This window comes from Catenulispora acidiphila DSM 44928 (genome assembly GCF_000024025.1).
Classification (GTDB): Bacteria; Actinomycetota; Actinomycetes; order Streptomycetales; family Catenulisporaceae; genus Catenulispora; species Catenulispora acidiphila.
Window position 1 is genome coordinate 8191937 of sequence record NC_013131.1, and the last position, 23732, is coordinate 8215668.

General features: G+C 70.7%; 22 protein-coding genes. 9 read left to right on the top strand and 13 right to left on the bottom strand.

Going from position 1 to position 23732, the window contains the following annotated elements:
- Positions 1 to 27 precede the first annotated feature (27 nt).
- Complete coding sequence (gene ybeY, locus CACI_RS34900) at positions 28 to 507, bottom strand: rRNA maturation RNase YbeY (protein ID WP_015795606.1); 480 nt, start codon at positions 505 to 507, stop codon at positions 28 to 30.
- Positions 508 to 511: 4 nt separating this feature from the next.
- Positions 512 to 1693, bottom strand: a complete 1182-nt coding sequence (locus CACI_RS34905) for a PhoH family protein (protein ID WP_015795607.1) — start codon at positions 1691 to 1693, stop codon at positions 512 to 514.
- Positions 1694 to 1881: 188 nt separating this feature from the next.
- On the opposite strand from CACI_RS34905, the gene CACI_RS34910 reads away from it, so the two are divergent.
- Together CACI_RS34910 and CACI_RS34915 are read left to right on the top strand one after the other, a co-directional pair.
- The gene (locus CACI_RS34910; protein WP_015795608.1) at positions 1882 to 2982 is read left to right on the top strand and encodes a hypothetical protein; all 1101 of its coding nucleotides are present in this window, start codon (positions 1882 to 1884) and stop codon (positions 2980 to 2982) included.
- Between the two features lie 32 nt (positions 2983 to 3014).
- Positions 3015 to 4367, top strand: a complete 1353-nt coding sequence (locus CACI_RS34915) for an adenylosuccinate synthetase (RefSeq protein ID WP_015795609.1) — start codon at positions 3015 to 3017, stop codon at positions 4365 to 4367.
- Positions 4368 to 4561: 194 nt separating this feature from the next.
- Here CACI_RS34915 and CACI_RS34920 read toward each other — a convergent pair whose 3' ends face one another.
- Complete coding sequence (locus CACI_RS34920) at positions 4562 to 4927, bottom strand: histidine triad nucleotide-binding protein (RefSeq protein WP_223297342.1); 366 nt, start codon at positions 4925 to 4927, stop codon at positions 4562 to 4564.
- Between the two features lie 55 nt (positions 4928 to 4982).
- On the opposite strand from CACI_RS34920, the gene CACI_RS34925 reads away from it, so the two are divergent.
- The gene (locus tag CACI_RS34925) at positions 4983 to 6470 is read left to right on the top strand and encodes a N,N-dimethylformamidase beta subunit family domain-containing protein (protein WP_143765512.1); all 1488 of its coding nucleotides are present in this window, start codon (positions 4983 to 4985) and stop codon (positions 6468 to 6470) included.
- Between the two features lie 28 nt (positions 6471 to 6498).
- A complete protein-coding gene (locus tag CACI_RS34930) occupies positions 6499 to 6990 on the top strand; it encodes a GNAT family N-acetyltransferase (protein ID WP_015795612.1) in 492 nt (163 codons plus the stop codon).
- Positions 6991 to 7053: 63 nt separating this feature from the next.
- Here the strand turns inward: CACI_RS34930 and CACI_RS34935 are convergent, their stop codons facing one another.
- The 4 genes from CACI_RS34935 to hrcA all read right to left on the bottom strand — a co-directional run bounded on the left by CACI_RS34935 (position 7054) and on the right by hrcA (position 10601).
- The gene (locus CACI_RS34935) at positions 7054 to 7377 is read right to left on the bottom strand and encodes a hypothetical protein (RefSeq protein WP_015795613.1); all 324 of its coding nucleotides are present in this window, start codon (positions 7375 to 7377) and stop codon (positions 7054 to 7056) included.
- A gap of 117 nt (positions 7378 to 7494) precedes the next feature.
- Complete coding sequence (locus CACI_RS34940; RefSeq protein ID WP_015795614.1) at positions 7495 to 8238, bottom strand: 16S rRNA (uracil(1498)-N(3))-methyltransferase; 744 nt, start codon at positions 8236 to 8238, stop codon at positions 7495 to 7497.
- 82 nt (positions 8239 to 8320) lie between these two features.
- On the bottom strand, positions 8321 to 9457 hold the full coding sequence (dnaJ, locus tag CACI_RS34945) for a molecular chaperone DnaJ (protein ID WP_015795615.1): 1137 nt from the start codon (positions 9455 to 9457) through the stop codon (positions 8321 to 8323).
- Positions 9458 to 9569: 112 nt separating this feature from the next.
- Complete coding sequence (hrcA, locus tag CACI_RS34950) at positions 9570 to 10601, bottom strand: heat-inducible transcriptional repressor HrcA (RefSeq protein WP_015795616.1); 1032 nt, start codon at positions 10599 to 10601, stop codon at positions 9570 to 9572.
- A gap of 247 nt (positions 10602 to 10848) precedes the next feature.
- Here hrcA and CACI_RS34955 point away from each other — a divergent pair, with 247 nt between their 5' ends.
- Both CACI_RS34955 and CACI_RS34960 read left to right on the top strand, forming a co-directional pair.
- Positions 10849 to 11736, top strand: coding sequence for an MBL fold metallo-hydrolase (locus tag CACI_RS34955; RefSeq protein ID WP_015795617.1), 888 nt, complete (start codon positions 10849 to 10851; stop codon positions 11734 to 11736).
- Positions 11737 to 11746: 10 nt separating this feature from the next.
- Complete coding sequence (locus CACI_RS34960; RefSeq protein WP_015795618.1) at positions 11747 to 12592, top strand: DUF3097 domain-containing protein; 846 nt, start codon at positions 11747 to 11749, stop codon at positions 12590 to 12592.
- Positions 12593 to 12621: 29 nt separating this feature from the next.
- Here the strand turns inward: CACI_RS34960 and CACI_RS34965 are convergent, their stop codons facing one another.
- From CACI_RS34965 to CACI_RS34985, 5 genes are all read right to left on the bottom strand, one after another.
- Positions 12622 to 13200: a DUF4232 domain-containing protein gene (locus CACI_RS34965; RefSeq protein ID WP_015795619.1), complete on the bottom strand. Its 579-nt coding sequence runs from the start codon at positions 13198 to 13200 to the stop codon at positions 12622 to 12624.
- Between the two features lie 18 nt (positions 13201 to 13218).
- Entirely contained in the window at positions 13219 to 13905 is a 687-nt protein-coding gene (locus tag CACI_RS34970; RefSeq protein WP_015795620.1) for an MOSC domain-containing protein, read from the bottom strand.
- 13 nt (positions 13906 to 13918) lie between these two features.
- Positions 13919 to 15145: a radical SAM family heme chaperone HemW gene (gene hemW, locus CACI_RS34975; protein ID WP_015795621.1), complete on the bottom strand. Its 1227-nt coding sequence runs from the start codon at positions 15143 to 15145 to the stop codon at positions 13919 to 13921.
- Positions 15146 to 15190: 45 nt separating this feature from the next.
- Positions 15191 to 16042 (bottom strand): SDR family NAD(P)-dependent oxidoreductase, encoded by an 852-nt coding sequence (locus tag CACI_RS34980; protein ID WP_015795622.1) that lies wholly within the window; start codon positions 16040 to 16042, stop codon positions 15191 to 15193.
- A 117-nt stretch (positions 16043 to 16159) separates the two neighbouring features.
- Positions 16160 to 17425, bottom strand: coding sequence for an MFS transporter (locus CACI_RS34985; RefSeq protein WP_049871812.1), 1266 nt, complete (start codon positions 17423 to 17425; stop codon positions 16160 to 16162).
- A 244-nt stretch (positions 17426 to 17669) separates the two neighbouring features.
- Between CACI_RS34985 and CACI_RS34990 the strand changes: the two genes are divergently transcribed.
- The 3 genes from CACI_RS34990 to CACI_RS35000 are packed head-to-tail and all read left to right on the top strand — an operon-like array spanning position 17670 to position 22960.
- On the top strand, positions 17670 to 18164 hold the full coding sequence (locus CACI_RS34990; protein WP_015795624.1) for a GNAT family N-acetyltransferase: 495 nt from the start codon (positions 17670 to 17672) through the stop codon (positions 18162 to 18164).
- Between the two features lie 32 nt (positions 18165 to 18196).
- Positions 18197 to 19930 (top strand): RNA ligase family protein, encoded by a 1734-nt coding sequence (locus CACI_RS34995; RefSeq protein WP_015795625.1) that lies wholly within the window; start codon positions 18197 to 18199, stop codon positions 19928 to 19930.
- Between the two features lie 6 nt (positions 19931 to 19936).
- Positions 19937 to 22960, top strand: coding sequence for an RNA repair domain-containing protein (locus CACI_RS35000; RefSeq protein WP_015795626.1), 3024 nt, complete (start codon positions 19937 to 19939; stop codon positions 22958 to 22960).
- 29 nt (positions 22961 to 22989) lie between these two features.
- Here the strand turns inward: CACI_RS35000 and CACI_RS53735 are convergent, their stop codons facing one another.
- Positions 22990 to 23697: a PhzF family phenazine biosynthesis protein gene (locus tag CACI_RS53735; protein WP_015795627.1), complete on the bottom strand. Its 708-nt coding sequence runs from the start codon at positions 23695 to 23697 to the stop codon at positions 22990 to 22992.
- Positions 23698 to 23732 lie beyond the last annotated feature (35 nt).

A 23732-nucleotide genomic window follows, 5' to 3' on the forward strand; every position in this document is an offset into this window, starting at 1 on the left:
GAGTGCCCTGCCGATGTCTATGACCGCTCATCGAGCGCCGGACCTGGCCTTCCATCCTCGTAGCAACTGCTTCTGCAGGCCGAACATCTCGGCCTCCTCCTCGGGTTCGGCGTGGTCGTAGCCGAGCAGGTGCAAGATCCCGTGCGTGGTGAGCAGCCGCAGCTCCTCGGCGGTGGAGTGGCCGGCGTCCTTGCCCTGCCGCTCGGCCACCTCCGGACACAGCACGACGTCCCCGAGCAGGCCCGGGACCGGCTCGTTGTCGTCCTCGGCGCGCGCCGGGCGCAGCTCGTCCATCGGGAAGGAGAGCACGTCGGTCGGACCCGGCTCGTCCATCCACTGGATGTGCAGCTGCTCCATCGCGGCGGTGTCCACCAGCAGGATGGACAGCTCGGCCATCGGATGGATGCCCATCTCGCCCAGCACGTACCGGGCCACCCCGACCAGCTCTTCGGCGTCCACGCCCTGCTCGGTGCCGTAGTCGGTCTCGTTGGCGATGTCGATCGACATGGGGTCAGTGCCTCTTCCTCTTGGCGTCCCCACCCCGGGCGTCAAAGCGCCCGTACGCGTCGACGATGTCCCCCACCAGCCGGTGCCGTACCACGTCGGCGCTGGTCAGCTCGGCGAAATGGATGTCTTCCACGCCGGTCAGGATATTGCGCACGACCCGCAGCCCGGACTCGGTCCCCCCGGGCAGGTCGACCTGGGTGATGTCGCCGGTGACCACGATCTTCGAGCCGAAGCCCAGGCGCGTGAGGAACATCTTCATCTGCTCGGGCGAGGTGTTCTGCGCCTCGTCGAGAATGATGAACGCGTCATTGAGCGTGCGGCCGCGCATATATGCCAGCGGAGCCACCTCGATCACCCCGGCCGCCATCAGCCGCGGGATGCTGTCCGGATCGATCATGTCGTGCAGCGCGTCGTACAACGGCCGCAGATAGGGGTCGATCTTCTCGTACAGCGTCCCGGGCAGGAACCCGAGCTTCTCCCCGGCCTCGACCGCCGGGCGGGTCAGGATGATGCGGTTGACCTGCTTGCTCTGCAGGGCCTGCACCGCCTTGGCCATGGCCAGGTAGGTCTTGCCGGAACCGGCCGGGCCGATGCCGAACACGATCGTGTTGCGGTCGATGGCGTCGACGTAGTTCTTCTGGTTCAGCGTCTTGGGACGGATGGTGCGGCCGCGGTTGCTCAGGATGTTCTGCGTCAGCACCTCGGCGGGGCGCTGCCCGTCGACGTCGGCCTCGCCGCTGCGCAGCATCTGGATGGAGCGCTCGACACCGTCCTCGGTGAGCGGCGCGCCGGTGCGGAGCATCAGGAGCATCTCTTCGAAGAGCCGCTCGACGAGTCCGACCTCGCCCTGGCTCCCGGCGACGGTGACCTGGTTGCCGCGGGCGTGGATGTCGACGCCGGGGAACGCCTTCTCGATCACCCTCAGCAGGCCGTCGCCGGCGCCGAAGACGGAGACCAGGGGGTGTCCGGACGGTATTTCGATCTTGGCCTGGACGACGCCCGGGGCGACCTCCTCGGCGCGGCCGGGACGCGCTGCGCCGCCGGCGGTCCTGGGGGTCCCTGAGGTTCCGGAGGACGGCGCTGCCCCGTTCGCCCCCGCGCGGCCTGCTCCGGCCGCCCTCCCGGTGCGGTCCGCGGCGGAGGACTGGCGGCCCTTGCCCGAGCGCGGTGCGGTGTTGTCTGCCATAGGAACGGCCGTACGGCCTTTGATCACTCTCCTGTCTCCGTGTCGCCTCCATGCTAGCCCGCACCCCCGCGACCAGGGCGGGAGATTTTGCCCGCCACCCCTTTTCGTCATCCTGACGCTATGCTAGTCTCAGAGCCGTTATCGTCAGATGGACGATAACCGGAGACGACCTTGAGAAGGCGATGGCCATGGGCAGCGGACGCTGGGATTACAACGCATACGAGGCGGCGGAGGCCTACCGCAAGGCCAGCGGCCGCAGCGCCTTCGACTACAACGACCGGGTGCTCAGCCGCACCCCGCGCAACCAGTGGCGCGCCCACCCCGACCTTGAGCCGTACGGCGTCGGCGTCCGCGAGAGCCGGGACAGCGCCGAGCACCCGACCTCCTTGGCCATCTCCGTGCTGTTCGACGTCACCGGCTCCATGGGCGGGGTCCCCCGGGTGCTCCAGACCAAGCTCGGCGACCTGCACGGCCTGCTGCTGCGCAAGGGTTACGTCGACCACCCGCAGATCATGTTCGGCGCGATCGGCGACGCCTACTCCGACCGGGTGCCGCTGCAGGTCGGGCAGTTCGAGTCCGACAACCGCATGGACGATCAGCTCGGCGACATCGTCCTGGAGGGCGGCGGCGGCGGGCAGATGCGCGAGTCCTACGAGCTGGCGATGTACTTCATGGCCCACCACACCGCGCTGGACTGCCACGACAAGCGCGGCAAGCGCGGCTACCTGTTCATCATCGGCGACGAGATGCCCTACCCGAACGTCAACCCCCAGCAGGTCTCGCGCCTGCTCGGACCGAGCGCCGGCCGGGGCGGCCAGGCCGGCCGCGCCGAGCGCCCCGGGCGTGGCGGCCGCGGCGGCTCGGCGACCGTCCCGATCGAGGACGTGGTCCGCGACCTGACCCGCAAGTTCGACGTCTACTACATCCTCCCGGAGGGCTCCTCCTACGTCGGCAACGACGAGGTTCTCGGCGCCTGGCGCGCCCTGCTCGGCCAGAACGTCATCCAGCTCGACGACCTCGACGCGGTCTGTGAGACCATCGCGCTGACCATCGGCCTGGCCGAGGACCGCATCGACCTCGACGGCGGTCTGGAGGACCTGCGCGACGTGGGATCGCGTGCGGGCGGCTCGGTGGAGCGCGCGCTGGGCGGCCTGGACACCCGTCGCAGTGGCCGCCGCCCCAGCCGGCACCACACCACCGCGGACCCGGCGGTGCGGTACCTGCGGTCCCAGGGCGCTGACTATTCGTATGACTCCGGGTACGACAACCGCCCCGAAAGCCGTTGGTAGAAGAGCACCTTCCCTCCAGAGAGCACCCCGCAATGGACCTGATCGGCATGAAGCACGCGATCGTGGTGGACCTCGGATACGGCGACGCCGGCAAGGGCTCGACCGTGGACTGGCTCTGCTCCCCCGGACACGCCGAACCCCGCGCCGCCTCCCGGATCCGCGCCGTCATCCGCTTCAACGGCGGCGCGCAGGCGGGGCACAACGTGATCACCCCCGACGGCCGCCACCACACCTTCGCGCAGTTCGGCGCCGGCACGTTCCACGGCGTGCCGACGCACCTGTCCCGCTTCATGCTCGTGGAGCCGTTCGCCCTCGCCGCCGAGGCCGCGCACCTGGCCGAACTCGGCATCGGCAACCCGTTCGCCCTGCTGTCGGCGGACTCCCGCGCGCTGATCACCACCCCCTACCACCGTGCCGCGAACCGCGTGCGCGAATCGGCCCGGGACCGCACCCCCGGGTCGGCCCGCCACGGGACCTGCGGCATGGGGATCGGCGAGACGGTCTCCTTCTCCCTGGCCGTCTCGCCCGATAAGCCACCGCGCGTGGGCGACTGCCGGGACCGCGCGACGCTGGTCAGGAAGCTGACAGCACTGCGCGCCCGCATCGCGGCGGATCTGGAGCTGTCCGGGCTGCGGCTGCCGGCGGACCTGCCGAGTCCGGAGTTCTGCGCGGACGTCTACCAGGCGTTCGCTCAGCGCGTGCGGATCGTGGACGAGGAGTGCAGCGGATACCTCGCCGCGCTCCTGGACTCCGGGCCCTGCGTCTTCGAAGGCGCGCAGGGCGTGCTGCTGGACGAGTGGTACGGCTTCCACCCGCACACGACCTGGTCGACGACCACCTTCGCCAACGCCGAGGAGTTGCTGAAGGAGTCCGGCCAGGAGACCGGCAACGCGGCGCGCCTCGGCGTGGTCCGCACCTACAGCACCCGGCACGGCGCCGGGCCGTTCGTCCCCGAGGACGCGGCGCTGGCCCCGCACCTGCCGGAGCCGCACAACGAGACCGGAACGTGGCAGGGGGCGTTCCGGATCGGGCACTTCGACGCGGTGGCGCATCGCTACGCGCTCGACGTGTGCGGCGGCGCCGACGCGCTGGTGGTCACGCACGCGGACGCCCGGGCGGACGGCCGGCGCCTGTGCCGGGCCTATCAGGCCTCGGCGGACGTGCCGGCGATGGAGAAGCTGCCGCGCAGCCTGATGCCGGACCTGGACTATCAGCGGCTGCTGACGAAGACCGTGTCGTCGTGCACGCCGGTGTACGACGACGGTCCGCGGGACCAGCGCGACTGGCCGGACGTCATCGAGGAGGCGCTGGGGACGCCGGTCGGGGTGGTCTCCTCGGGCCCGACGTGGCGCGAGAAGGCCGCGCGCCTGCCCTGCGCGAAATAGTGCGCGTGCAGGACAGGCGCGGGAGGCTGTGCGGCAGCCGCCGGGAGCTACTCAGGGAGTTGCTCAGGGAGTTGCTCAGGGAGTTGCTCAGGGAGTTGCTCAGGTACCGAGATGCGCCGGGAGTGACTCAGGGAGTTGCCCCGGCGCCCCGGTAGTCAGAGGTCGCTCAGGAAGCTGCTCCGGCGCCGCGGTCCTCAGGTCCCGAAGTGCGCGAGGAAGTCACCGCCGAGCACGTGCGCGTGCACATGGAACACCGTCTGCCCGGCATGCGCGTCGGTGTTGAACACCACGCGGTAGCCGCCGTCCGCGATCCCCTCCGTCTTCGCCACCTCGCGCGCCTCGAGCAGCACGGCGGCGGCCAGCTCGGGCGCGCCGAAGGCGAGCTCGGCGGCGTTGGCGTAGTGCGCGCGCGGGACGATGAGGTCGTGGACCGGAGCCTGCGGGTTTATGTCTTTGAAGGCGAGCGTGAGGTCCGTCTCGCGGACCACCGTCGCCGGGATCTCGCCGGCCACGATCTTGCAGAAGAGACAGTCGGGTTGGGGTTGGCCGTCGGCCATCATGTCCTCCTCGGGCGCCCCGTTGGTGGGGGCTTTTCCGGCGATAGGCTACGGCACCATGCGCCTCCTCGACGGTTTCGCCCCGTCCGCCGCCGCGATCGGCACCGCCCCCGACGTCCCGGAGCTGAGCGACGACGCCCAGGCGGCGGTCAAGGGCTACGCGTCGGCCACCGCCGTGTCCCCCGGGGAGTCAGTGGACTTCCACATCTCGGTGGCCGCGCCGCAGGAGATCACCGTCGAGATCTATCGGGTCGGCGCCTATGAGGACCACCGCACGGCGCTGCTCGGCAGCAGCGAGCCGGTCGCCGTCGTCCCGCAGCCCGAGCCGGTGACGGACCCTGAGACCGGGATGGTCACCTGCCTGTGGGAGCCGGCGTGGCGGCTGAACGTGCCGGCGGACTGGAAGTCCGGCGCGTACCTCGCGGTGCTCCGGGCCGCCGACGGCGCCAACTACGTGCCCTTCGCCGTCCGCGATCTGCGACGCCGCGCGAGCTGGCTCGTGGTCGTGCCCTTCGCCTGCTATCAGGCGTACAACATGTACCCGTTCGACAACGCCCGCGGGAAGAACCTGTACTACGGCTTCGACGAGGACGGCGAGCAGAGCAGCAAGCTGCGCGCCTCCTCGGTCTCCTTCCTGCGCCCTTACGAGCTGACCGGCATGCCGCGCGAAGCCGAGCGCGTCCACGACTTCGTCGTCTGGGCTGAGCGTCAGGGCTATGAGATGGAGTACGCGACGAGCGCCGACCTCGACGAGGGCCGCGTCGACCCGTTGAACTACAAGGGTCTGATCTTCCCCGGCCACGACGAGTACTGGTCGGCGGGGATGCGCAGAACCCTCGTGAAAGCCCAGGACTCGGGCGTCTCGACGGTGTTCCTGCAGGCGAACAACGTCTACTGGCACATCCGCTACGAGGGCACGACGATCACCTGCTTCAAGTCGCGCCAGGACCCGGTCAAGACCAAGCGCCCCGGACAGACCGTGATGTGGCGCGACCTGCGGCTGCCCGAGCAGGAACTGCTGGGCGCGCAGTACGTTAGCCTGGTCAAGGGCGACGCCCCGCTGTTGGTCGCGAACGCCGACCACTGGTTCTGGCAGGCGGCCGGCGTGAAAGCGGGCGAGGCGTTCCCCGGCCTGGTCGGCGGCGAGGCGGACGCGGTCCACGAGAAGTATCAGAAGGCTGACGGGACCGAGTTCACCGTCCTGGCCCGCTCCCCCTACACCGACGGCGCCGACCAGACCCGCGAGCAGCAGACGGTCCTGCACCGCAAGCCCAGCGGCGCGTGGGTCTTCGACGCCGGCACCTTCTTCTGGCCGATGGCGCTGGGCCGCGAGGGCTTCGCCGACCCGCGGATCGAGGCCGCGACCGCCGCGCTGCTCGCGCGCATCGCCGCCGGGGACGGCCTGGCGTCCCGCTCGGCACGCCGCCGCGCCGCCCTGACCGCCGCCGTGAAGCGCGAGGCCAGCCCGTCGGCGGTGTCGGCGAAGGCCAAGCCGGTGGTGAAGCGGGTGGGCCGCAAGGTGAAGCACACGCTGAAGCGCTCATAGCGCGGCGGCGGATGTATCTTCGGGCGTCATGACGACGAAGCCCACCAGGCACGTCCGCCTGGACCCGATGACACCTGACGAATACCGGCCGTGGAGCACCAAGGTCGCCTCGGCCTACGCGCTGGCCCAAGTCGGCGAGGGCCACTGGGCCATCGAGACGGCTCAGCAGCAGGGGTGGGACGTCGTGCAGGACCTGCTTCCCGCGGGTCCGGCGTCCCCCGGCCAGCACCTGTGGACCGCCCGGGACGCCGACACCGAGCGGCAGGTCGGCGCACTGTGGGTCGCGATACGCGCCGCCGGTTTCAGCACGGAGGCGTTCGTCTACGACATCCACGTCGAAGACGAGTTCCAGGGGGAGGGATACGGCCGCGCCATCATGGAGGCAGCCGCGGCGGCGTCTCGCGCGCTCGGTGCCGTGCACGTCGCGCTGAACGTGCACGGCAGCAACGAGACCGCCTACCGGCTCTACAGGAGCCTGGGCTACGAGGTCACCAACCGGCACATGCGGCTGGGGCTGTAGCGCCGACGGCGCCGACTGTGCGGACAGCGCCGATGGCGCTAACAGTGCCGATGGAGCCGAAGGTCAGGCGCCCCACCCATAGGCGTCACCGGTGTCAAGCTCCTGCCAGAACGAGGGCTCCGGCGGTCCCGTCACCCCGGCGGCCTGCATGATCGGCATGATCGCCGCCTGCTGCTCGGAGAAGAACGCCTCGAAGCTCTGCCGGTCGGGCCACTCGTCGAGCACCAGCATGCCGCCGTCCCCGTCGGAGCCGTAGAAGCGGTGGGCGATGAGGCCGTGGCCCTTCGCCGACTCGACGACGTTCTTCAATGCGTCCGGGTTGTCCTTCGCGTACTGCTCCAGCGCCTTGGGATCCCCGTTGAACTTCAGCGTCAAGAACACGGACATGGCTGCTCCTCTCGGCGTGCGCGCACAGCGCGCACCAGGGTGGTTGAGCAGTACCAGTCGATCGCCTCGCGGACTGCGCCGCGTCGCTCACTACGCCATCCGGACGAGGATGCGCCGCTACCCCCAGCGGCCCGACTTCGCCAGCACCACTGTCGCCGCAGCAGTCCCGGCCGTGGACGTCCGCAACACCGTCGGGCCCATCTTGTAGGCCCGCGCGCCGGCCGCCTCGAACGCCGCCAGCTCCTGGGGCGAGATCGACCCCTCCGGACCGATCACCAGCACCACCGAGCCCTGACGCACCACGTCCAGACCCGCCAGAGGTGTCTCAGCATCCTCATGAAGTACCAGCGCCTGGTCCGCGCCGGCGAGCAGTTCGGCCACCTCGGCGGTCGAATGCAGCGACCTCACGGTCGGCCACCACGCGCGCCGGGACTGCTTCGCCGCCTCGCGCGCCGTCGCCCGCCACTTGTTCAGCGCCTTCTCGCCGCGCTCGCCCTTCCACTGCACGATCGACCGGCTCGCCGCCCACGGCACCACCGCGTCGACGCCGATCTCGGTCATCGTCTCCACGGCGGTCTCACCGCGGTCGCCCTTGGGCAGCGCCTGGACGACGGTGACGCGCGGCTCCGGCGCCGGGGTGCGCACCACGTCGCGGACGTCCAGCTCCAGCCAGTCCTTGTGCGCCACCGCCACCACGCACTCGGCGACGACGCCCTGGCCGCCGGCGAGGTCCACGCGCTCCCCGGCCGTCAGCCGGCGTACCAGAGCCGCGTGGCGCCCCTCCGCGCCGTCCAGACGCACGCGAGCACCGCGGTCGGCCGTCTCAGTGTCCTGCCAGAAGAAGACCGGTGCGGTGCTCACGTGGTTCCTTTGCGTCCTGACCGTGTTCTGCTGTGGTGCCGCGCTGCTGCCTCGTTGTGCTGCTATCAGGTTGTGCTGTGCGCTAGCGGGCGTTGAAGGCGTCCCGCAGCCGCGAGAACAGCTTCTGCTGCCCCGGCGCGAACTCCCCGGAGGGACGCTCCTCGCCGCGCAGCTTCGCCAACCGGCGCAGCAGCTCCTCCTGCTCGGGGTCCAGCTTCGACGGCGTCTTGACCTCGACGTGCACGACGAGGTCGCCGCGGCCGGTCCCGCCGGTGCCGTCGCGCCGCAGGTGCTGGATGCCGCGTCCGCGCAGCGTGATCGCGTGCCCGGACTGGGTTCCGGGGCGCACGTCGATCTCGGCGGGCCCGTCCAGCGTCTCCAGCGGCAGCTTGGTCCCCAGGGAGGCGGCGGTCATCGGCAGCGTCATCGTGCAGTGCAGGTCGTCCCCGCGCCGCTGGAATATCGGGTGCGGCAGCTCGACGATCTCGATGAACAGGTCGCCGGCCGGACCGCCGCCGGGACCGACCTCGCCCTCGCCGGCGAGCTGGATCCGGGTGCCGTTGTCCACGCCCGGCGGGATCTTCACGGTCAGCTTGCGCCGGGTGCGCACCCGGCCCTCGCCGCTGCACTCCGGGCACGGCGAGGGGACAACCGTGCCGAAGCCCTGGCACTGCGGGCACGGCCGGGAGGTCATGACCTGGCCCAGGAACGAGCGGGTGACCTGGGAGACCTCGCCGCGGCCGTTGCACATGTCGCAGGTGACCGGGTGGGTGCCCGGCGCCGAGCCCTCGCCGGAGCAGGCCACGCAGATCACCGCGGTGTCCACGGTGATCTCGCGCGCCGACCCGAAGGCGGCGTCGGACAGCTCGATCTCGATCCGGATCAGCGCGTCGTTGCCCTTGCGGACCCGCGAGCGCGGCCCGCGCGAGGTCTGCCCGCCGAAGAACGCGTCCATGATGTCGGTGAAGCCGAAGCCGGCGAAGCCGCCCGCGGCGCCGCCGGCGCCCCGCGGGTCGCCGCCGAGGTCGTACATCTGCCGCTTCTGCGGGTCCGACAGGACCTCGTAGGCCATGCCTATCTCTTTGAACCGCTCCTGGGTCCCCGGATCCGGGTTGACGTCCGGATGCAGTTCACGGGCCAGGCGCCGGTATGCCTTCTTGATCTCGTCCTGAGTGGCGTCTCGCCGTACGCCCAAGACCGTGTAGTAATCCGTCGACACCGACATGCCCTCGCTTGATTCCGCCCGGAAAAACTGCCTAAGTACACGCTACGCCCGCCCGTCGCCCGGCCACCGCCCCTGATGGAGGCGCAAGCGCCACGGATTAATTGAACTAAGTCTCAGCCAGTATGCGCCCCACATAAGCGGCTACGGCGGTGACCGCGCCCATCATGCCGGGGTAATCCATCCGGGTGGGCCCGAGGACGCCCAGGTGGGCGACCACGTCCTTCTCCCCCCGACCATATCCGGTGCTCACGACCGACGTGGTGATCAGACCCTCGTGCGCGTTCTCGTGCCCGATCCGTACGGTGAGACCAGACTGCGCCTCACCCAACAACCGCAGCAGCACCACTTGTTCCTCCAGCGCTTCCAGGACCGGGTACACCGTGTCCGGGAAGTCGTGGCGGAAGCGCGCCAGGTTGGCGGTGCCGGCCATCACGATCCGCTCCTCGCGCTGCTCGACCACCGCGTCCAGCAGGGTCGCGATCAGCACCCCGACCCAGTTGCGGTCCTCGGCGCCGAAGCGCTCGGCGAAGTCGGCCAGCAGGGTCGGGACGTCGTTCAGCCCGCGCGAGCCCACCTCGGCGTTCAGCCGAGCCCGCACGTCGGCCAGCGTGGCCTCCGGGACGGTGGTGCCGCAGTCCACGATCCGCTGCTCGACCCGGCCGGTGTCGGTGATCAGCACCAGCATGATCCGGGAGGGGGTCAGCGGCACCAGCTCCACGTGCCGGACCGCCGAGCGGCTCAGCGAGGGGTACTGGACCACCGCGACCTGCTGCGTTATCTGGGCCAGCAGCCGCACGGTGCGGGCCACCACGTCGTCGAGGTCGACCGCGCCGTCCAGGAAGGTGTGGATGGCCCGCTTCTCCGCCCCGGACAACGGCTTGACCTGCGAGAGCCGGTCCACGAAGAGCCGGTAGCCCTTGTCGGTGGGGACCCGGCCGGCGCTGGTGTGCGGCTGGTGGATGTACCCCTCGTCCTCCAGCGCCGCCATCTCGTTGCGTATCGTCGCCGGCGACACGCCGATGTTGTGCCGCTCGACCAGGGCCTTGGACCCGACCGGCTCCCTGGTGGCGACGTAGTCCTGCACGATGGCGCGGAGCACGTCGAGCTTGCGCTCGTCGAGCTTGTTTTCGGCCGTCACACCCGCCTCCGCATCTGGCCGGCCCTGCCGGACCCCTCATCGCCGCTCGCCTGGCACTCACCGAGGTGGAGTGCCAGGGCATTCCTTTCAGTGTAACGGCGTGTAGCCGCTCTTGGTCCTTCCCCCCGTGCGCAATCCGATGCGGCCCAGGTCGAAGCCGCCGGTCAGGGGGCACGGCGCTCACCTGTCCCGACGTCGGCCCCGCGTTGACCCGCGGTGATCCGCCGACGGCTGGCAGGATCGGGCCATGAGTGCCTGGACCGAGACCGCCGACCGCGTCTTCACCCGCCGCTTCGACCCCGTCAACGTCACCGTGACCGCCGTGCTCGGCGGTGACGGCGTCCTGGTCGCCGACACCCGCTGCAGCGTGCAGGAGGGCCGGGAACTGCGCGAGGAGTTGACGAAGCTCACACCGCTGCCGGTGCGCTGGGTCGTCAACACGCACACCCACTTCGATCACATGTGGGGCAACGCAGCCTTCGACATCCCGCACCAGGAACCGCCTGCGGCCTTCTGGGGACACGAGAACATGCCCGACTTCGACCCCGAGGACCCGGAGTTCGCCACGTTCAGCGAATACCTGCTGCGCGAGGGCGGTCCGGAGTGGCAGGCGAAGCTGGACGAGCTGGTGGTCCGCAAACCCGATCACCTCGTCGCCGGGCAGCACCGGCTCGACCTCGGCGGCCGGATCGCCGAACTGCGCCACGTCGGCCGCGGCCACACCGACAACGATCTCGTCGTCTGGCTGCCGGACGCGGCGGTGGCGATCAGCGGCGACCTGGTCGAGCAGTCCGGTCCGGTGGCGTTCGGCACGGACTCCTTCCCGCTGGACTGGCCCGCGACGCTGACCGCGCTCGCCGACCTCACCGGCCCTGCCGACCTAGCTGACCGCACCGGACTCGCCCCGGCGGACCCGATCTTCATCCCCGGCCACGGCGACCCCGCCGGGCGCGCATTCCTTCAGGAGCAACAGGATTTCGTCACCCGGGTCGCCGCGGAGATCCGGCGCCTGCACGGCGACGGCGTCCCGGTCGAGCGCGCGGTCGACGCCGGCGCCTGGCCGATCGAGGACGGCGCGCACTTCGCCCAAGCGGTCAAGCGCGGCTACGCCCAACTGACCGGCGCGCTCCCGTAATCTGGCGGGCGTGCCAGAGCCCGACATCCGCAGCAAGCAGTACACCGCCGACCTCGCCTCCGCCCGGCGCCGGCCGGTCTCCACGGAGGTGGAAGCGGTCCGCGACCTCGTGGTCGAGGACGTCGAGACCGGCTTCTGCGGCGCGGTGATCCGGGTCGAGAAGACCCCCGGCGGCCCGACGGTCACCCTGGAGGACCGCCTCGGCAAGCACCGCGTCTTCCCGCTGGGACCCGGGTTCTGGATCGACGGACGCCCGGTCGCGCTTGTCTTTCCGCGCACGTCCCAGGGTCCTGCGACACCGCAGCGGACCGCCTCCGGCTCCATCGCCGTCCCGGCCGCGCGAGCCCGGGTGGCGCGCGCCGGCCGCATCTACGTCGAGGGCCGGCACGACGCGGAGCTGGTCGAGAAGGTGTGGGGCGACGACCTCCGGATCGAGGGCGTCGTGGTGGAGTACCTGGAAGGCGTCGACGACCTGGCGGCGATCGTCGACGGATTCCGTCCCGGTCCGGACGCCCGGCTGGGCGTACTGGTGGACCACCTGGTGCCCGGCACGAAGGAGGCACGCATCGTCGAGGCGGCCATGCGCTCGCCGTACGCCGAGCACCTGCTGGTCGTCGGCCACCCCTACATCGACGTCTGGGAGGCGGTGAAACCGTCGGCGCTGGACATCCAGGCCTGGCCGCGGATTCCGCGCGGCCAGCCGTGGAAAGAAGGGGTCTGCGAAGCCCTCGGCTGGCCGGTGGACACGCCGGCGGCGTGGAAGCGGATCCTGCGCTCGGTGCACGATTTCCGGGACCTGGAGCCGGAGTTGCTGGGCCGGGTCGAGGAGCTGATCGACTTCGTGACGGGGGTCTGAGGGCTGAGGTCTGACCGACGGCCGGGACCTCAGTGCGGCGCGGAGTAGGTCCCGGCGACCCAGCCCTCTTCGTAGGTCGTGTCGTGGACGCAGTTCGTCCTGCCGCTGAACGGCAGGTCGCCGGCGAGCGATGCGACGCGTACAAAGGCGATCGCGCCATCGCAGGGCGGATCGGCGGCGCTACCGTAGCCGACGACCATCGCGGCCGAGGCGCCCGGAGCAAGGTTGTACGGCTTCAGGTCCGGGTTGGCACTGAATTCGACCGGCAACGCCTTGTGGGTGGCGCTGAAGTACGCGAGCGCGGGTTGCGCGGGCAGCGTGCAGGCGGTCGTGCTGTGGTTGGTGACGACGAGGTCTGCGAAGGTGGTTCCGGACGCGGCGCCATGGAGCGGCACCATCTTGGCGTCCAGCCCGGCGCACGACGAGCTGGCGGATGTGCTCGTTGAGGCGGAGGTGCTGGGAGTACTGGAAGCGCTGGGCGTGCTGGACGTGCTGAAAGCGCTGGGCGTGCTCGAGGCGTTGGAGGCCGTGGTCGGCGTCCCGGATCCGCAGCCCTGCACTGTCAGAACACCGACAGCCGCGACCGCGATCAGAAATCCCCGATGCATTGGCTTCCTTCCTCTATATCAGGCCTCGGATTCTCCCGCGTCATCCAGCGGCAGCCCGAGCCGCTTGCGCGCCCACTTCTTCAACGGCGGCGCCAGTTCGGCGACCTCCAGCAGCCGCGGCGCCTCGGCGCGGTCGCGGTGGAAGATCCGCGAGGCGTCGGCGACGGTGAACCCGTGCGCCGGCCGCGAGGCCACCGCGACCTGGTCGCCGGCGCCGACGTCGCCCTCGGTGAGGACGCGCAGATACGCGCCGGGGCGCAGCGCCCGCTCGAAGCGGCGGGGCATGCTCTGGTCCGCGGCGCGCACCCCGAGCTTCCAGCACGGGATCCGCGGCTGCGCCACCTCGAACTCGGCGCCGCCGACCCGCCAGCGCTCGCCGACCACCGCGTGGCTGACGTCGTAGCCGCTGATGGTCAGGTTCTCGCCGACGAATCCGTCCTCGATCTCGCGGCCGAGTTCGACGGCCCAGAAGTCGAGGTCCTCGCGGGAGTAGGCGTAGACCGCCTTGTGCACGCCGGCGTGGTTCACCTGGTCGGCCTGCCGGTCGCCGTCCATGTGGTGGTCGGCGACCTTCACCCGGCCGGGGACCGGGCGCTTGAAGATCGCGGTCTGCTGGACCTCGCCGTTCAGCTCGACATCGCGGGGCATCCCGACGTTGACACTGATCAGCAGGCCGCTGCCGGCCTCCGGGCGCGCGATGCTCATGGCAAGCATCTTCTCAGTCGACGAGGTCCCGGACAACCGCGTCTGCCAGCAGTCTTCCCCGCAGGGTAAGGACCGCGGACCCCTCGGCCAGTGACCGCGGATCGAGCAGTCCGGCGGCCGCGGCGCCGATCGCCGCCTTGCGTCCGGCGGGATTCAGGATGCCGATGTCGCAGCCGGAATCCAGGCGCAGCTCCAGCAGGATCCGCTCGACGCGCCGGTCCTCGGCGTCCAGGACCTCGCGCGCGTGCGCCGGGGACTGCCCGGCGGCGACGCGCTGGGAGTAGGCGCTCGGGTGCTTCACGTTCCACCAGCGCGTGCCGCCGACGTGGCTGTGCGCGCCGGGACCGACGCCCCACCAGTTGGCGCCGGTCCAGTAGAGCAGGTTGTGCCGCGAACGGCCCTGCGGCGCGGCGGCCCAGTTCGAGACCTCGTACCAGGAGTACCCGGCGGCGGCGAGCTTCTCGTCGGCGATCAGGTAGCGGTCGGCGTGCACGTCGTCGTCGATCATCGGCAGCTCGCCGCGCTTGACGCGCGCTGCCAGGCGCGTGCCGTCCTCGACGATGAGCGAGTACGCGGAAACGTGGTCGGGAGCCGCGCCGATCGCGGCGTCGAGCGAGGCGCGCCAGTCGTCGTCGCTCTCGCCGGGCGTGCCGTAGATCAGGTCGAGGTTGACGTGCTCGAAGCCGGCTTCGCGCGCCTCGCGGACACACGCCTCGGGCCGCCCCGGCGTGTGCCGCCGGTCCAGGATCTGCAACACGTGCTCACGCGCGCTCTGCATCCCGAACGAGATCCGGGTGAACCCGCCGGCCCGCAGCTCGGCCAGGTACGCCGGATTCACCGACTCGGGGTTGGCCTCGGTCGTGACCTCGGCGTCCGGCGCCAGCCCGAACTCGTCACGGACCGCGCCGAGCAGCGCGACGAGGTCCTTCGCCGGAAGCATGGTCGGTGTGCCGCCGCCGAAGAAGACGGTCTGCACTGGCAGATCCGCGCCGCCGAGCACCGTGCGCGCCAACCGGATCTCCTCGATCGCGGTCGCGCCGTAGGTGGCCTGGGAGGCGCCGCCGCCGAGCTCGGAGGCGGTGTAGGTGTTGAAGTCGCAGTAACCGCAGCGCGAGGCACAGTACGGGACGTGGATGTAGAAGGCGAGCGGCGTGCGGGACAACTCGGGCTCAGCGAGGGCCTGCGGCGGCAGCGATCCGTCGGTCGGGACGGGTTCACCGTCGGGAAGAACACCTGGCATGCCTTCATTGTCCCCGACAGATCCGGAGCCTCATGACAATGCAGGTCAGCGCGTCTCGAGCCATTGCGCCATCATCGCCTGCACCGCCGACCCGTCGACGTCGGCCAGCTTGCTCGCGGTGAACCCGCGGGCCCACTCCGAGGTCTGGACGCGGAACGGCGGGTCCTCGGCCTCCAGCACCTCCACGACCGTCGCGGCGGCCTCCTCGGCGCTCTGCGCGTTGCCGAAGGACTGGAGCGCGCGGTCGATGTAGCTCTGCAACGCCGGGCCGTACGGACCGGCCTCGGCGACCAGCGCCGGGATGTCGATCCGCTGGCTGGCGACGAACTCGCTGGCCACCGCGCCGGGCTCGACCACGCTCACCCGCACGCCGACCGCCGCCGCGACCGAGGCCAGCGCTTCCATGAAGCCCTCGACGGCGAACTTCGCCGCGCAGTACGCCTCGTTGAACGGCTGCCCGACCACCCCGCCGACGCTGGTGACCGTGACCAGCCGGCCCTTCGACGCGCGCAGGTGCGGCATCGTCGCGCGGGTCACCTCGACCACGCCGAAATAGTTGACCTCCATGGCCGCGCGCACCGGCTCCATGCCGCCGACCTCGATGGTCCCGACCACACCCGCTCCGGCGTTGTTGACGACCGCGTCCAACCCGTCGTGCGCAGCCGTCGCACGCGCCACAGCCGACGCGATGCTGGCGGCGTCGGTGACGTCCAGCCGCTCGACGTGGATCCGTCCGGCCGCACCGACCGCGCCGGCCTCGGCCAACAGCCGGCCGGCCTTGCCCGGATCGCGCATCGTCGCCACGACGTCCCAGCCGGCGCGGGCGGCGCCGACCGCCGCGGCCAGGCCGATGCCGGTGGACGTGCCGGTGATCAGGACGGTCTTGGACGCAGCCATGCGGACTCCCCATCTGAGGCGTTCTGGGCATCATCGCACCGGATGCCGAGGGTGTCCGCAAGCAGACGGCGCCCGGCCGATGGACGTGCCGAGCCGAGCCCGACCGGCGCGCCCGGCTCAGACCGCCGGTACCTCCGCGACGGCTATCGGCGCCGCTGGTGCCGCCGTCGGTAGTGTCGCCGCCGCCACTGTCGCCGCCACCGCCGCTGCCGCTGCCGCCTCGGTCGCCGCCAAGAACGCCGGCGGTCGGATCCGTACGGCCAACGGCATCGCACACCCGGCGACCGCGAAGACCGCCCCGACCACGAACCATCCGGCGGGTGCCCAGTCGACGCACGCCAGCGCATAGAAGCCCGGCGCCAGCGACATGGCAGCGCCGGTCACCATGCTGAGCAGCCCTTGGTACTGCCCCTGCGCGTGCTCGGCGGCGAGCTCGTACCCGAGCTCGAACACCCCGGCCTGCTGCACGATCTCGCCGATGGAGTGCACCGCGGCCGCGACCAGAAGGAGCACCACCGCCGCCCACGCCGGTACCCAGCCGATCGAGCCGAACAACACCGCCGCCCCGGCGAAGATCCATCCGGACCGCACCGTCGCCCGCACGCCCTTGGCGACCGTGTCCACGCCGCGGCTCATGCGCACCTGCAGCGTCGCCACCAGAACCGTGTTGATCACCAACACCGCGCCGACGGTCCAGCGCGGAGCGTGCCCCAGCTTGGCGATCCACAGCGGCGCGGCGAACAGCAACACCTCGAACTGCATGCTCATCACGCCGATCAGCGCCGCGGAGGTGAGGAACCGCCGGTCCCCCAACGCGATCCACTTGTTAGCTCCATGCGGGACCGGCAGCGGCTCCATCCGCGGCACGCGCAAGGCGATGACCGAGGACACCACGAACGTCAGGGCATTGAATCCGATCAGCCCGACGTACCAGGCGCGCGTGTCGAAGACCAGGCCGAGCCCCCCGGCCACGCCGCCCAAAGCGATCCCGACGTTGGTGACCGAGCGCAGATACGCGCGGAACACCGCCTTCTCCTCGCCCCCGAAGCGCGCGATCATCGCCCCGCGCGCGGCCCGGTTGCTGGAGGCGACCAGGTTCTCAACGACTGCCACGGCGAGAAACTGCCAGAAGGTGTGGACCATGGTGAAGGCCACCATCACCGCACCGGCCAGCATCCCGAGCACCACGCTCACCTCGCGCGGTCCGCGCCGGTCCGCCAAGTGCCCGACGGGAACCCCCGCGGCCAGCCCGAACAGCCCGGCGATGGTGAGGCCGAGCCCCACCTGCGAGGCCGGCAGACCGACCGATCGCGTGAAGTACATGACCATGACGGTCATGTACATGCCGTTGCCGATCGTGTTCACGAACGTGGCGACGGCCATGGTCCTTTGGACCCGGTCATGCGGCAGCAAACTCAAGACACCCTCCCCAGCGGCGATCTCCCCAACGCCTTGACAGGCCGAGCCTATCGTCATGACCGATACCCCGGAAAGACTATTACCGGCGCGAGGCGGTAGACTGCTGATGCGTCTTCAAGCCTTCCGGTGTGCCGGAAGGCTTTTCTGTTTCTCCGGACGCCTTGTCGGCGTTCCGAGTGTCTGTTCTGGCCCATTCTGGGAGGTTTGCGTGACTGAGTTGTTGGTGCGGCGTGCGGACTCCGCCGATCCCGTCGACCGCGGGGCGTTGGAGCGCATGTGGCTGATGTTCCGCCACGACATGTCGGAGTTCGCCGAGCAGCTGCCGAATCCGGACGGCTCGTTCCGGAGCGAGTGGCTGCAGTCGGCTTTGGAGGATGAGAACTGGGCTGCGTACTTGGCGCTTGTCGGGGACCGTCCCGCCGGGTTCGCTTTCGTGCGTGCGCTGGAGCAGCCGACACGGGTGCTGAACAGCTTCTTCATCGTGCGGGGTGCCCGGCGCAGCGGGTATGGGTTGCAGTTCGTGAAGCAGGTGTTGGCCGCGCATCCCGGACCGTGGGAGATCGCGTTTCAGGAGCGGAACGTCAAGGGCGCGCAGTTCTGGCGGCGCGCGGCGAGGGAGGTCGCCGGGGAGGCGTGGCATGAGGAGGTGCGGCCGCCGTTGACCGGTGGGACGCTGCCGAACGTGTGGGTCGTTATTCCGTAGAGCCGTACGGAATCCGTCCCTACAGTGGCGGAATGCGAGTCCACTATCCCCGCACTCCTCATCTGCCCTGGTCGCCCGGCGCCACCGCAGACGATGTGCACGCTCGGGACCTGTCAGGGCTCGCAGGACGCCATGTCGTCGTCACCGAGAAGATGGACGGGGAGAACACGACCCTGTACCGGGACGGGTTGCATGCGCGGTCTTTGGATTCCGGGCATCATCCGTCGCGCGCTTGGGTGAAGGCACTGCACAGCCGGATCGCTGCGCGGATACCGGAGTGGTGGCGGGTCTCTGGGGAGAACCTGTTCGCGCGGCATTCGATCCCTTATGAGGACTTGGACGGGTACTTCTATGGGTTCTCTATATGGGATGGCGAGCAGTGCCTCGACTGGACGTCCACTGTGGAGTTCTTTCGGGGCGTGGGGATTCCGACGCCTCGTGTGCTGTGGTCCGGGGTCTTTGACGCGAAGCTGATTCAGCAGCAGGTGAAGCTGGATCTGAGCCGCCAGGAGGGGTACGTAGTACGTCCCTCCGAGGGATTCGCCTATACGGAGTTCGCGGAGCGGGTAGCCAAGTGGGTCCGTCCGTCGCATGTGCAGACGGATACGCACTGGATGCATGCCGAGGTGGTGCCGAACAAGCTTGGGGCGAGGGCTCCGTTCTGGGCTGTGCGGAGCGGGGTGGATGTCGGCGCTGGGGAACTGACTGGTGCGCTGTCACTGGAAACCCCTAATGACGTCGACGACGACGCCTTAACTGATGCTTATGCGCGTCTCGATGCCGCCGGCTGTCATGGCAACGCGCGGCTGGTCGGTGCTGCCGCCTCGCTCCTGCATCGTCGGCCGCGCGCCGCGCTGATGGCGGACCTCGCGACGTCGCTGGAGATGCCGACGGTGCGGCGGATCGCCGATGTCGTCGGTCTGGCGCCTCGTCTGCACGCGTCCTTCGATGACGAGCATCGGCGGGCGGGACTCGCGCGGATGGCGTTCGGGACGGACTTGGGTGTGCTGCACGCGGTCGCCGCTTCGACTGCGGCCGACACTGCCGCTGCGGAAAACGTCACTTGGTCGCTGTTGTTCGCGGAGGACAGCGGTTTGCTTCCGGGCTCGCCGGTCCAGGTGCTGCGCTCGGCGTGTCGTGAAGCGTTCGCGGAACTTCCGCCGCGTGCTGCCGATCGGTGTTGGGGCGAAGCTCGTCAGCTGTTCGCTGAGGGGCGGATCGCCTCGCCCGAGGAAGCGGTGGCAGCGACGTGGCGCTGGCGGGACGGGGCGTTTCCGAAGCTGCACCACATGGTCGGCGTTTCCGCCAGCGGCAAGAGTTCGACCGCCACGTCCCTCGCGGGTCGCGCGAACACCGTCCTCCTCAGCCTCGATGACCTGCGCACGGCGCGGGGATCGCGGGCGGACCAGTCGGCGAACCGCGAGGTGCTGGACGAAGCGCTGCGGCTGCTCGACGAGGCGCTGGCGCAGGGGGCTGACGTGGTGTGGGACGCAACCTCCCTGACGCGCCAGCAGCGCGGGTTGGTCGACGGCGTCGCGCGGCGCCGCAACGCGCTGGTCGAGCATCTGGTGCACTTGGCGCCGGCATCGGTGGTGCGGGAGCGGAACGCGCAGCGTGCGCATCCTGTCCCCGCGAAAGTGCTGGACGCGCAGCTGCGCCGCTTCGACCCGCCGTATCCGGGCGAGGCGCATCGTGCGGTGTATGCCGACACGGTTGGCGAGGACGCGGCGTATGACGTTCTCGCCTACTCCATCTGGGAGGGCTGATCGGCGATGCGTACGAGCCAGGAGATCTACCACCGCGTGCGGTGGGACGCGCGCTTCGACGCGTCGCGGTTCGTGCTCGGCGTGGAAATGCGCGGGCGGGAGCCGAAGCGGGTGCCGCTGCCCTCGTTCGATCCGCACGGCGACATTCCTTGGCACCGGGTGCTGTTCTTCGAGGCCGACGGTCGGCTGGTGTGGGACCGGGCTTCCGGGCTGGACGCCCTGGACGCCCTGGACGCCTCGGGGGCGGGTCTGGCGCAGCGCGTCCGGTTGCTGGCCGCCCCGTTCTTCGAGCCGCGTACGCCGCACGCTTTCATCGACGGGCGCTGGCAGCCAGGGACCAACGCCTCCTCTCCTGCCATCGGGTTGGACCTGCGAATACTCACGTGGAACACCCTGTGGGACCGCTACGACAAGGACCTGATTCGCACCGCCGAACGCCGCCCGATGCTGCTCGCGGCACTGCGCGCTGCGGACGTTGATGTGATCGCACTGCAGGAGGCTGAGCCCGCGCTGGTGAAGATGCTGCTGGCCGAGGATTGGGTGCGGCGCGAGTGGACGCTCGGGGGCGATCCGCGCTCGTCGGACGTCGCGGACAGCGGGGTGCTGGTGCTCAGCCGGCTGCCGGTGGTCGAGGCCGGGTGGCATGCGCTGGGTCGGTACAAGGCGGTCGCGGCGGTGGTCGTGGAGGGCGGCGCCGGTCCGGTCGTCGTCGCGAACACCCACCTGAGCAGCGACCACTCAGCCGACGGCGCCAGCCTGCGCACCGAGCAGCTCGGGCAACTAGCCGACGGCCTGCGAGCCATCGACGCGGTCCCCGTGGTTCTGGTCGGCGACTTCAACGACGACACCGACGCCCCCGCCTCCCGCCTCGGCATGACGGACGCGTGGACGCAGGTCCACGGCGTAGCGGACGACACCGCGACCTTCGATCCGTCGGCGAACCCCCTGGCAGCGGTGTCTTCGCTGACAGGCGACGCCAAGCGTCTGGACCGCGTGCTGCTGCTAGGCGCCACCGCTTCGGACGTACGCCTGATCGGCGAGGTTCCGAACGCCGACGGCCTGTTCGTGTCGGACCACTACGGAATCACCGCACTGGTAACGGCGACCGCCTCAGCCACGCCAACCTCCCCTATCGCAAGCGCCACCGCCTCCCCCGCACTCGACGCGACACCAACCGCCCGAACCGCCCTCGCCTGGATCCCGCCAACCCCGGCATGGGAGCCGATCCAGGAGATCCGCCGCCGCCTCGACCCGCAGGTCCACCGCTGGCCGCCGCACGTCAACCTCCTGTTCGGCTTCATCCCCGAGTCAGAGTTCGACGCCGCGATCCCCCTGCTGAGCAAGGCCGCCGCCACCGTCGCACCCTTCGAGACAGAACTCACCGAAGTCCGCCACTTCACCCACCGCACCGACAGCACCCTCTGGCTCCACCCCACCGGCACCGCATGGCAAACCCTGCACACAGCCCTCCTCGAAGCCTTCCCCACCTGCCGCAACCGCGAGACCTACACCCCGCACCTGACCATCGCCAAGGTCCCCAACCCACCCCGCACCCCACCCAAGATCGCCCCCACCACCACGCCAGTCACCGAACTGGCCCTCCTCTCCCGCCGCGCCGACGGCCCGATGGAAGTCCGCGCAGTCATCGAGCTGGGAACCGGCGCAGTCCGGCTGCTGGATGTTGACCCCGGCGCCACTTCCGCCACCCCGCAGCCCGCCGCGCCCGGATCATCTGGCGCTGGCACTGGCACTGGCGCCGCCATCTCGCCGAACGCCCCTGCCGCCTCGGATCCCCCGCACCTCGACCACCCAGCCGCCACCAGCCACCGCGCGCTGAGCACCGGCGCAGTCCGGTCGATGGCTGCTGATGCCGGTGCGGCCTCCGACTCCGCGCACCTCGACCGCCCCGCTGCCACCGGCCACCGCGCGCTGAGCACCGGCGCAGCCCGGTCGATGGCTGCTGATGCCGATGCGGCCTCCGACTCCGCGCACCTCGACCGCCCCGCTGCCACCCTCACCGCGCGCATCACCGAAGCCCTCCCCGAGGCCACCATCCACCTCGTCGGCTCCCGCCGTACCGCCACACACCTCCCGGCCGCCGACATCGATCTCGTCGCGGCCGTCCCGGGCGCCCCCGACATCGGCGCGCTCGAGCGCCGCGTCGCCAAGGCGCTCGGCGCGGGTCATCGCGTGCGCCAGCTCGTCGCCGCGCGCGTGCCGGGTCTGCGCATCGTCACCCCTCGCCTCAGTGCCGACCTCGTACTCGCCCCTACCGGCGACATTCCGCCCGCCGATGCCGTCGCGCGGCGTGCCGAACTCGGCGAGACCATCGCCAGCTCGCTGTCTGCGGTGTCCGACGCCGAGGCGCTCATTGCCCTGCGGCCGGGACCGCATGTCCGCGTCGCCAAAGCCTGGGCGCGTGCGCGCGGCCTCGACGCCGCCCCGCTCGGCGGGCTCCCCGGGCTCGCGTGGGCGCTGATGGCGGCGCGCTGCCGCGACCTGACCGACTTCTTCGAGACCTGGGCCGCCCACAGTTGGCAGGACCCGATTCCCACCCCCACCGCGCCGATCCGCGACCTGACGCTGCATCTCACCGCATCGATGCGCGACCTGATCACCGAAGAGCTCTACAACGGCTGGGAGACGGTCACCTCGACACCCGACCCGCTCCCGACGCTCCTCGCGCCGCCCCCGATGCACCGCCGCCACCGCCGCTGGGCCGTGATCACCCTCAGGGCAGACGGCATCGAAGCACGCGACGTCCTCGAAGGCCGCGTCCGAGGCCGCACCCGCAGCCTCCTGTCAGCCCTCGACGAAGCCGGCGTCACCGACACCCACGCGTGGCCTCGCGCCTTCCACACCGCCGACGCCAACGCCAACGCCAACACCGAGCTCCGCACCGCCATCGGCCTCGGCCGCACCCCGCCGACCCGCGACGCGCTCGCCGAGATCACCAAGCCATGGCTCCGCGGCCTGAGCGGCGTCACGGTCGAGCTGGCTGGGAACGGCGACGTGCCGACGCTGATCTAGCGGCCGCAAATCGATCGCCGAGAAGGCGCCTAAGCCGTCCCCCCGACCGTCACCGTCCGCATCCCATCCCCCGCGACCCGCCCGCCGATCTCGGCCCACCCGTCAACCGCCGCCGGCCGGGCGAGGATCTCCGATCCCCACCCCTGCCGGATCACCAGCGCCCGCCCCAGCGCCCCGACCTGGCGCATCGCCGCCGAGCCGGTCGCCTCGTCCTCCTCGATGCCGCTGTCGGCGGCGAACACCCGCGCGCGCATGACGCCGCCGGGCTCGTCCGTCCACGCCCAGAACTGGTGGCGGCGGTACTCCGGCGCGGGCGGGACCGCCAGGGTCTCCACCGCGGCCTCGTCGGCGACCTCGACCAGACCCCAGTCCGGGGCGTCGGAGATGCGGCCGCGGATCCACACGCGGCCGCCCTCGGACCAGGTCGGGACCTCTGCGGCCTTCTGGGGGCGCAGCGCCTTCACCTCGCGGCCGGTGAGGCGGGACAGCAGCCATGACGTGCCGACCAGGGGGTGGCCGGCCAGCGGGAGTTCGGCGGCCGGGGTGAAGATCCGCAGGCGGGCCTGCTCGACGTCGTCGACGAAGACGACCTCGCTGAAGCGCAGGTCGGAGGCCAGTTTGCGGCCCGCGGCGGCGTCCAGGTGCGCGGCGTCGAGCACCACGCCCAGATTGTTGCCGAACAAACCGTGCGCGTCCGTGAAGACCCGGACTATATGGACGTCGGCCATCATGCTCATGGGCCCAGGCTACTGCCCGGGCCCGGCCGCACGGC

Coding starts and splice junctions, on each gene's coding strand:
- CACI_RS34915 (WP_015795609.1), top strand. CDS start 3,015: ATGGACCTGATCGGCATGAAGCACGCGATCGTGGTGGACCTCGGATAC.
- CACI_RS34995 (WP_015795625.1), top strand. CDS start 18,197: ATGCGAGTCCACTATCCCCGCACTCCTCATCTGCCCTGGTCGCCCGGC.
- CACI_RS34970 (WP_015795620.1), bottom strand. CDS start 13,905: ATGAGCATCGCGCGCCCGGAGGCCGGCAGCGGCCTGCTGATCAGTGTC.
- hemW (WP_015795621.1), bottom strand. CDS start 15,145: ATGCCAGGTGTTCTTCCCGACGGTGAACCCGTCCCGACCGACGGATCG.
- CACI_RS34935 (WP_015795613.1), bottom strand. CDS start 7,377: ATGTCCGTGTTCTTGACGCTGAAGTTCAACGGGGATCCCAAGGCGCTG.
- CACI_RS34920 (WP_223297342.1), bottom strand. CDS start 4,927: ATGATGGCCGACGGCCAACCCCAACCCGACTGTCTCTTCTGCAAGATC.
- CACI_RS34965 (WP_015795619.1), bottom strand. CDS start 13,200: ATGCATCGGGGATTTCTGATCGCGGTCGCGGCTGTCGGTGTTCTGACA.
- ybeY (WP_015795606.1), bottom strand. CDS start 507: ATGTCGATCGACATCGCCAACGAGACCGACTACGGCACCGAGCAGGGC.
- CACI_RS34985 (WP_049871812.1), bottom strand. CDS start 17,425: ATGGCCGTCGCCACGTTCGTGAACACGATCGGCAACGGCATGTACATG.
- CACI_RS34930 (WP_015795612.1), top strand. CDS start 6,499: ATGACGACGAAGCCCACCAGGCACGTCCGCCTGGACCCGATGACACCT.
- CACI_RS34955 (WP_015795617.1), top strand. CDS start 10,849: ATGAGTGCCTGGACCGAGACCGCCGACCGCGTCTTCACCCGCCGCTTC.
- CACI_RS34980 (WP_015795622.1), bottom strand. CDS start 16,042: ATGGCTGCGTCCAAGACCGTCCTGATCACCGGCACGTCCACCGGCATC.
- CACI_RS53735 (WP_015795627.1), bottom strand. CDS start 23,697: ATGAGCATGATGGCCGACGTCCATATAGTCCGGGTCTTCACGGACGCG.
- CACI_RS34925 (WP_143765512.1), top strand. CDS start 4,983: ATGCGCCTCCTCGACGGTTTCGCCCCGTCCGCCGCCGCGATCGGCACC.
- CACI_RS34905 (WP_015795607.1), bottom strand. CDS start 1,693: ATGGCAGACAACACCGCACCGCGCTCGGGCAAGGGCCGCCAGTCCTCC.
- CACI_RS34910 (WP_015795608.1), top strand. CDS start 1,882: ATGGGCAGCGGACGCTGGGATTACAACGCATACGAGGCGGCGGAGGCC.
- CACI_RS35000 (WP_015795626.1), top strand. CDS start 19,937: ATGCGTACGAGCCAGGAGATCTACCACCGCGTGCGGTGGGACGCGCGC.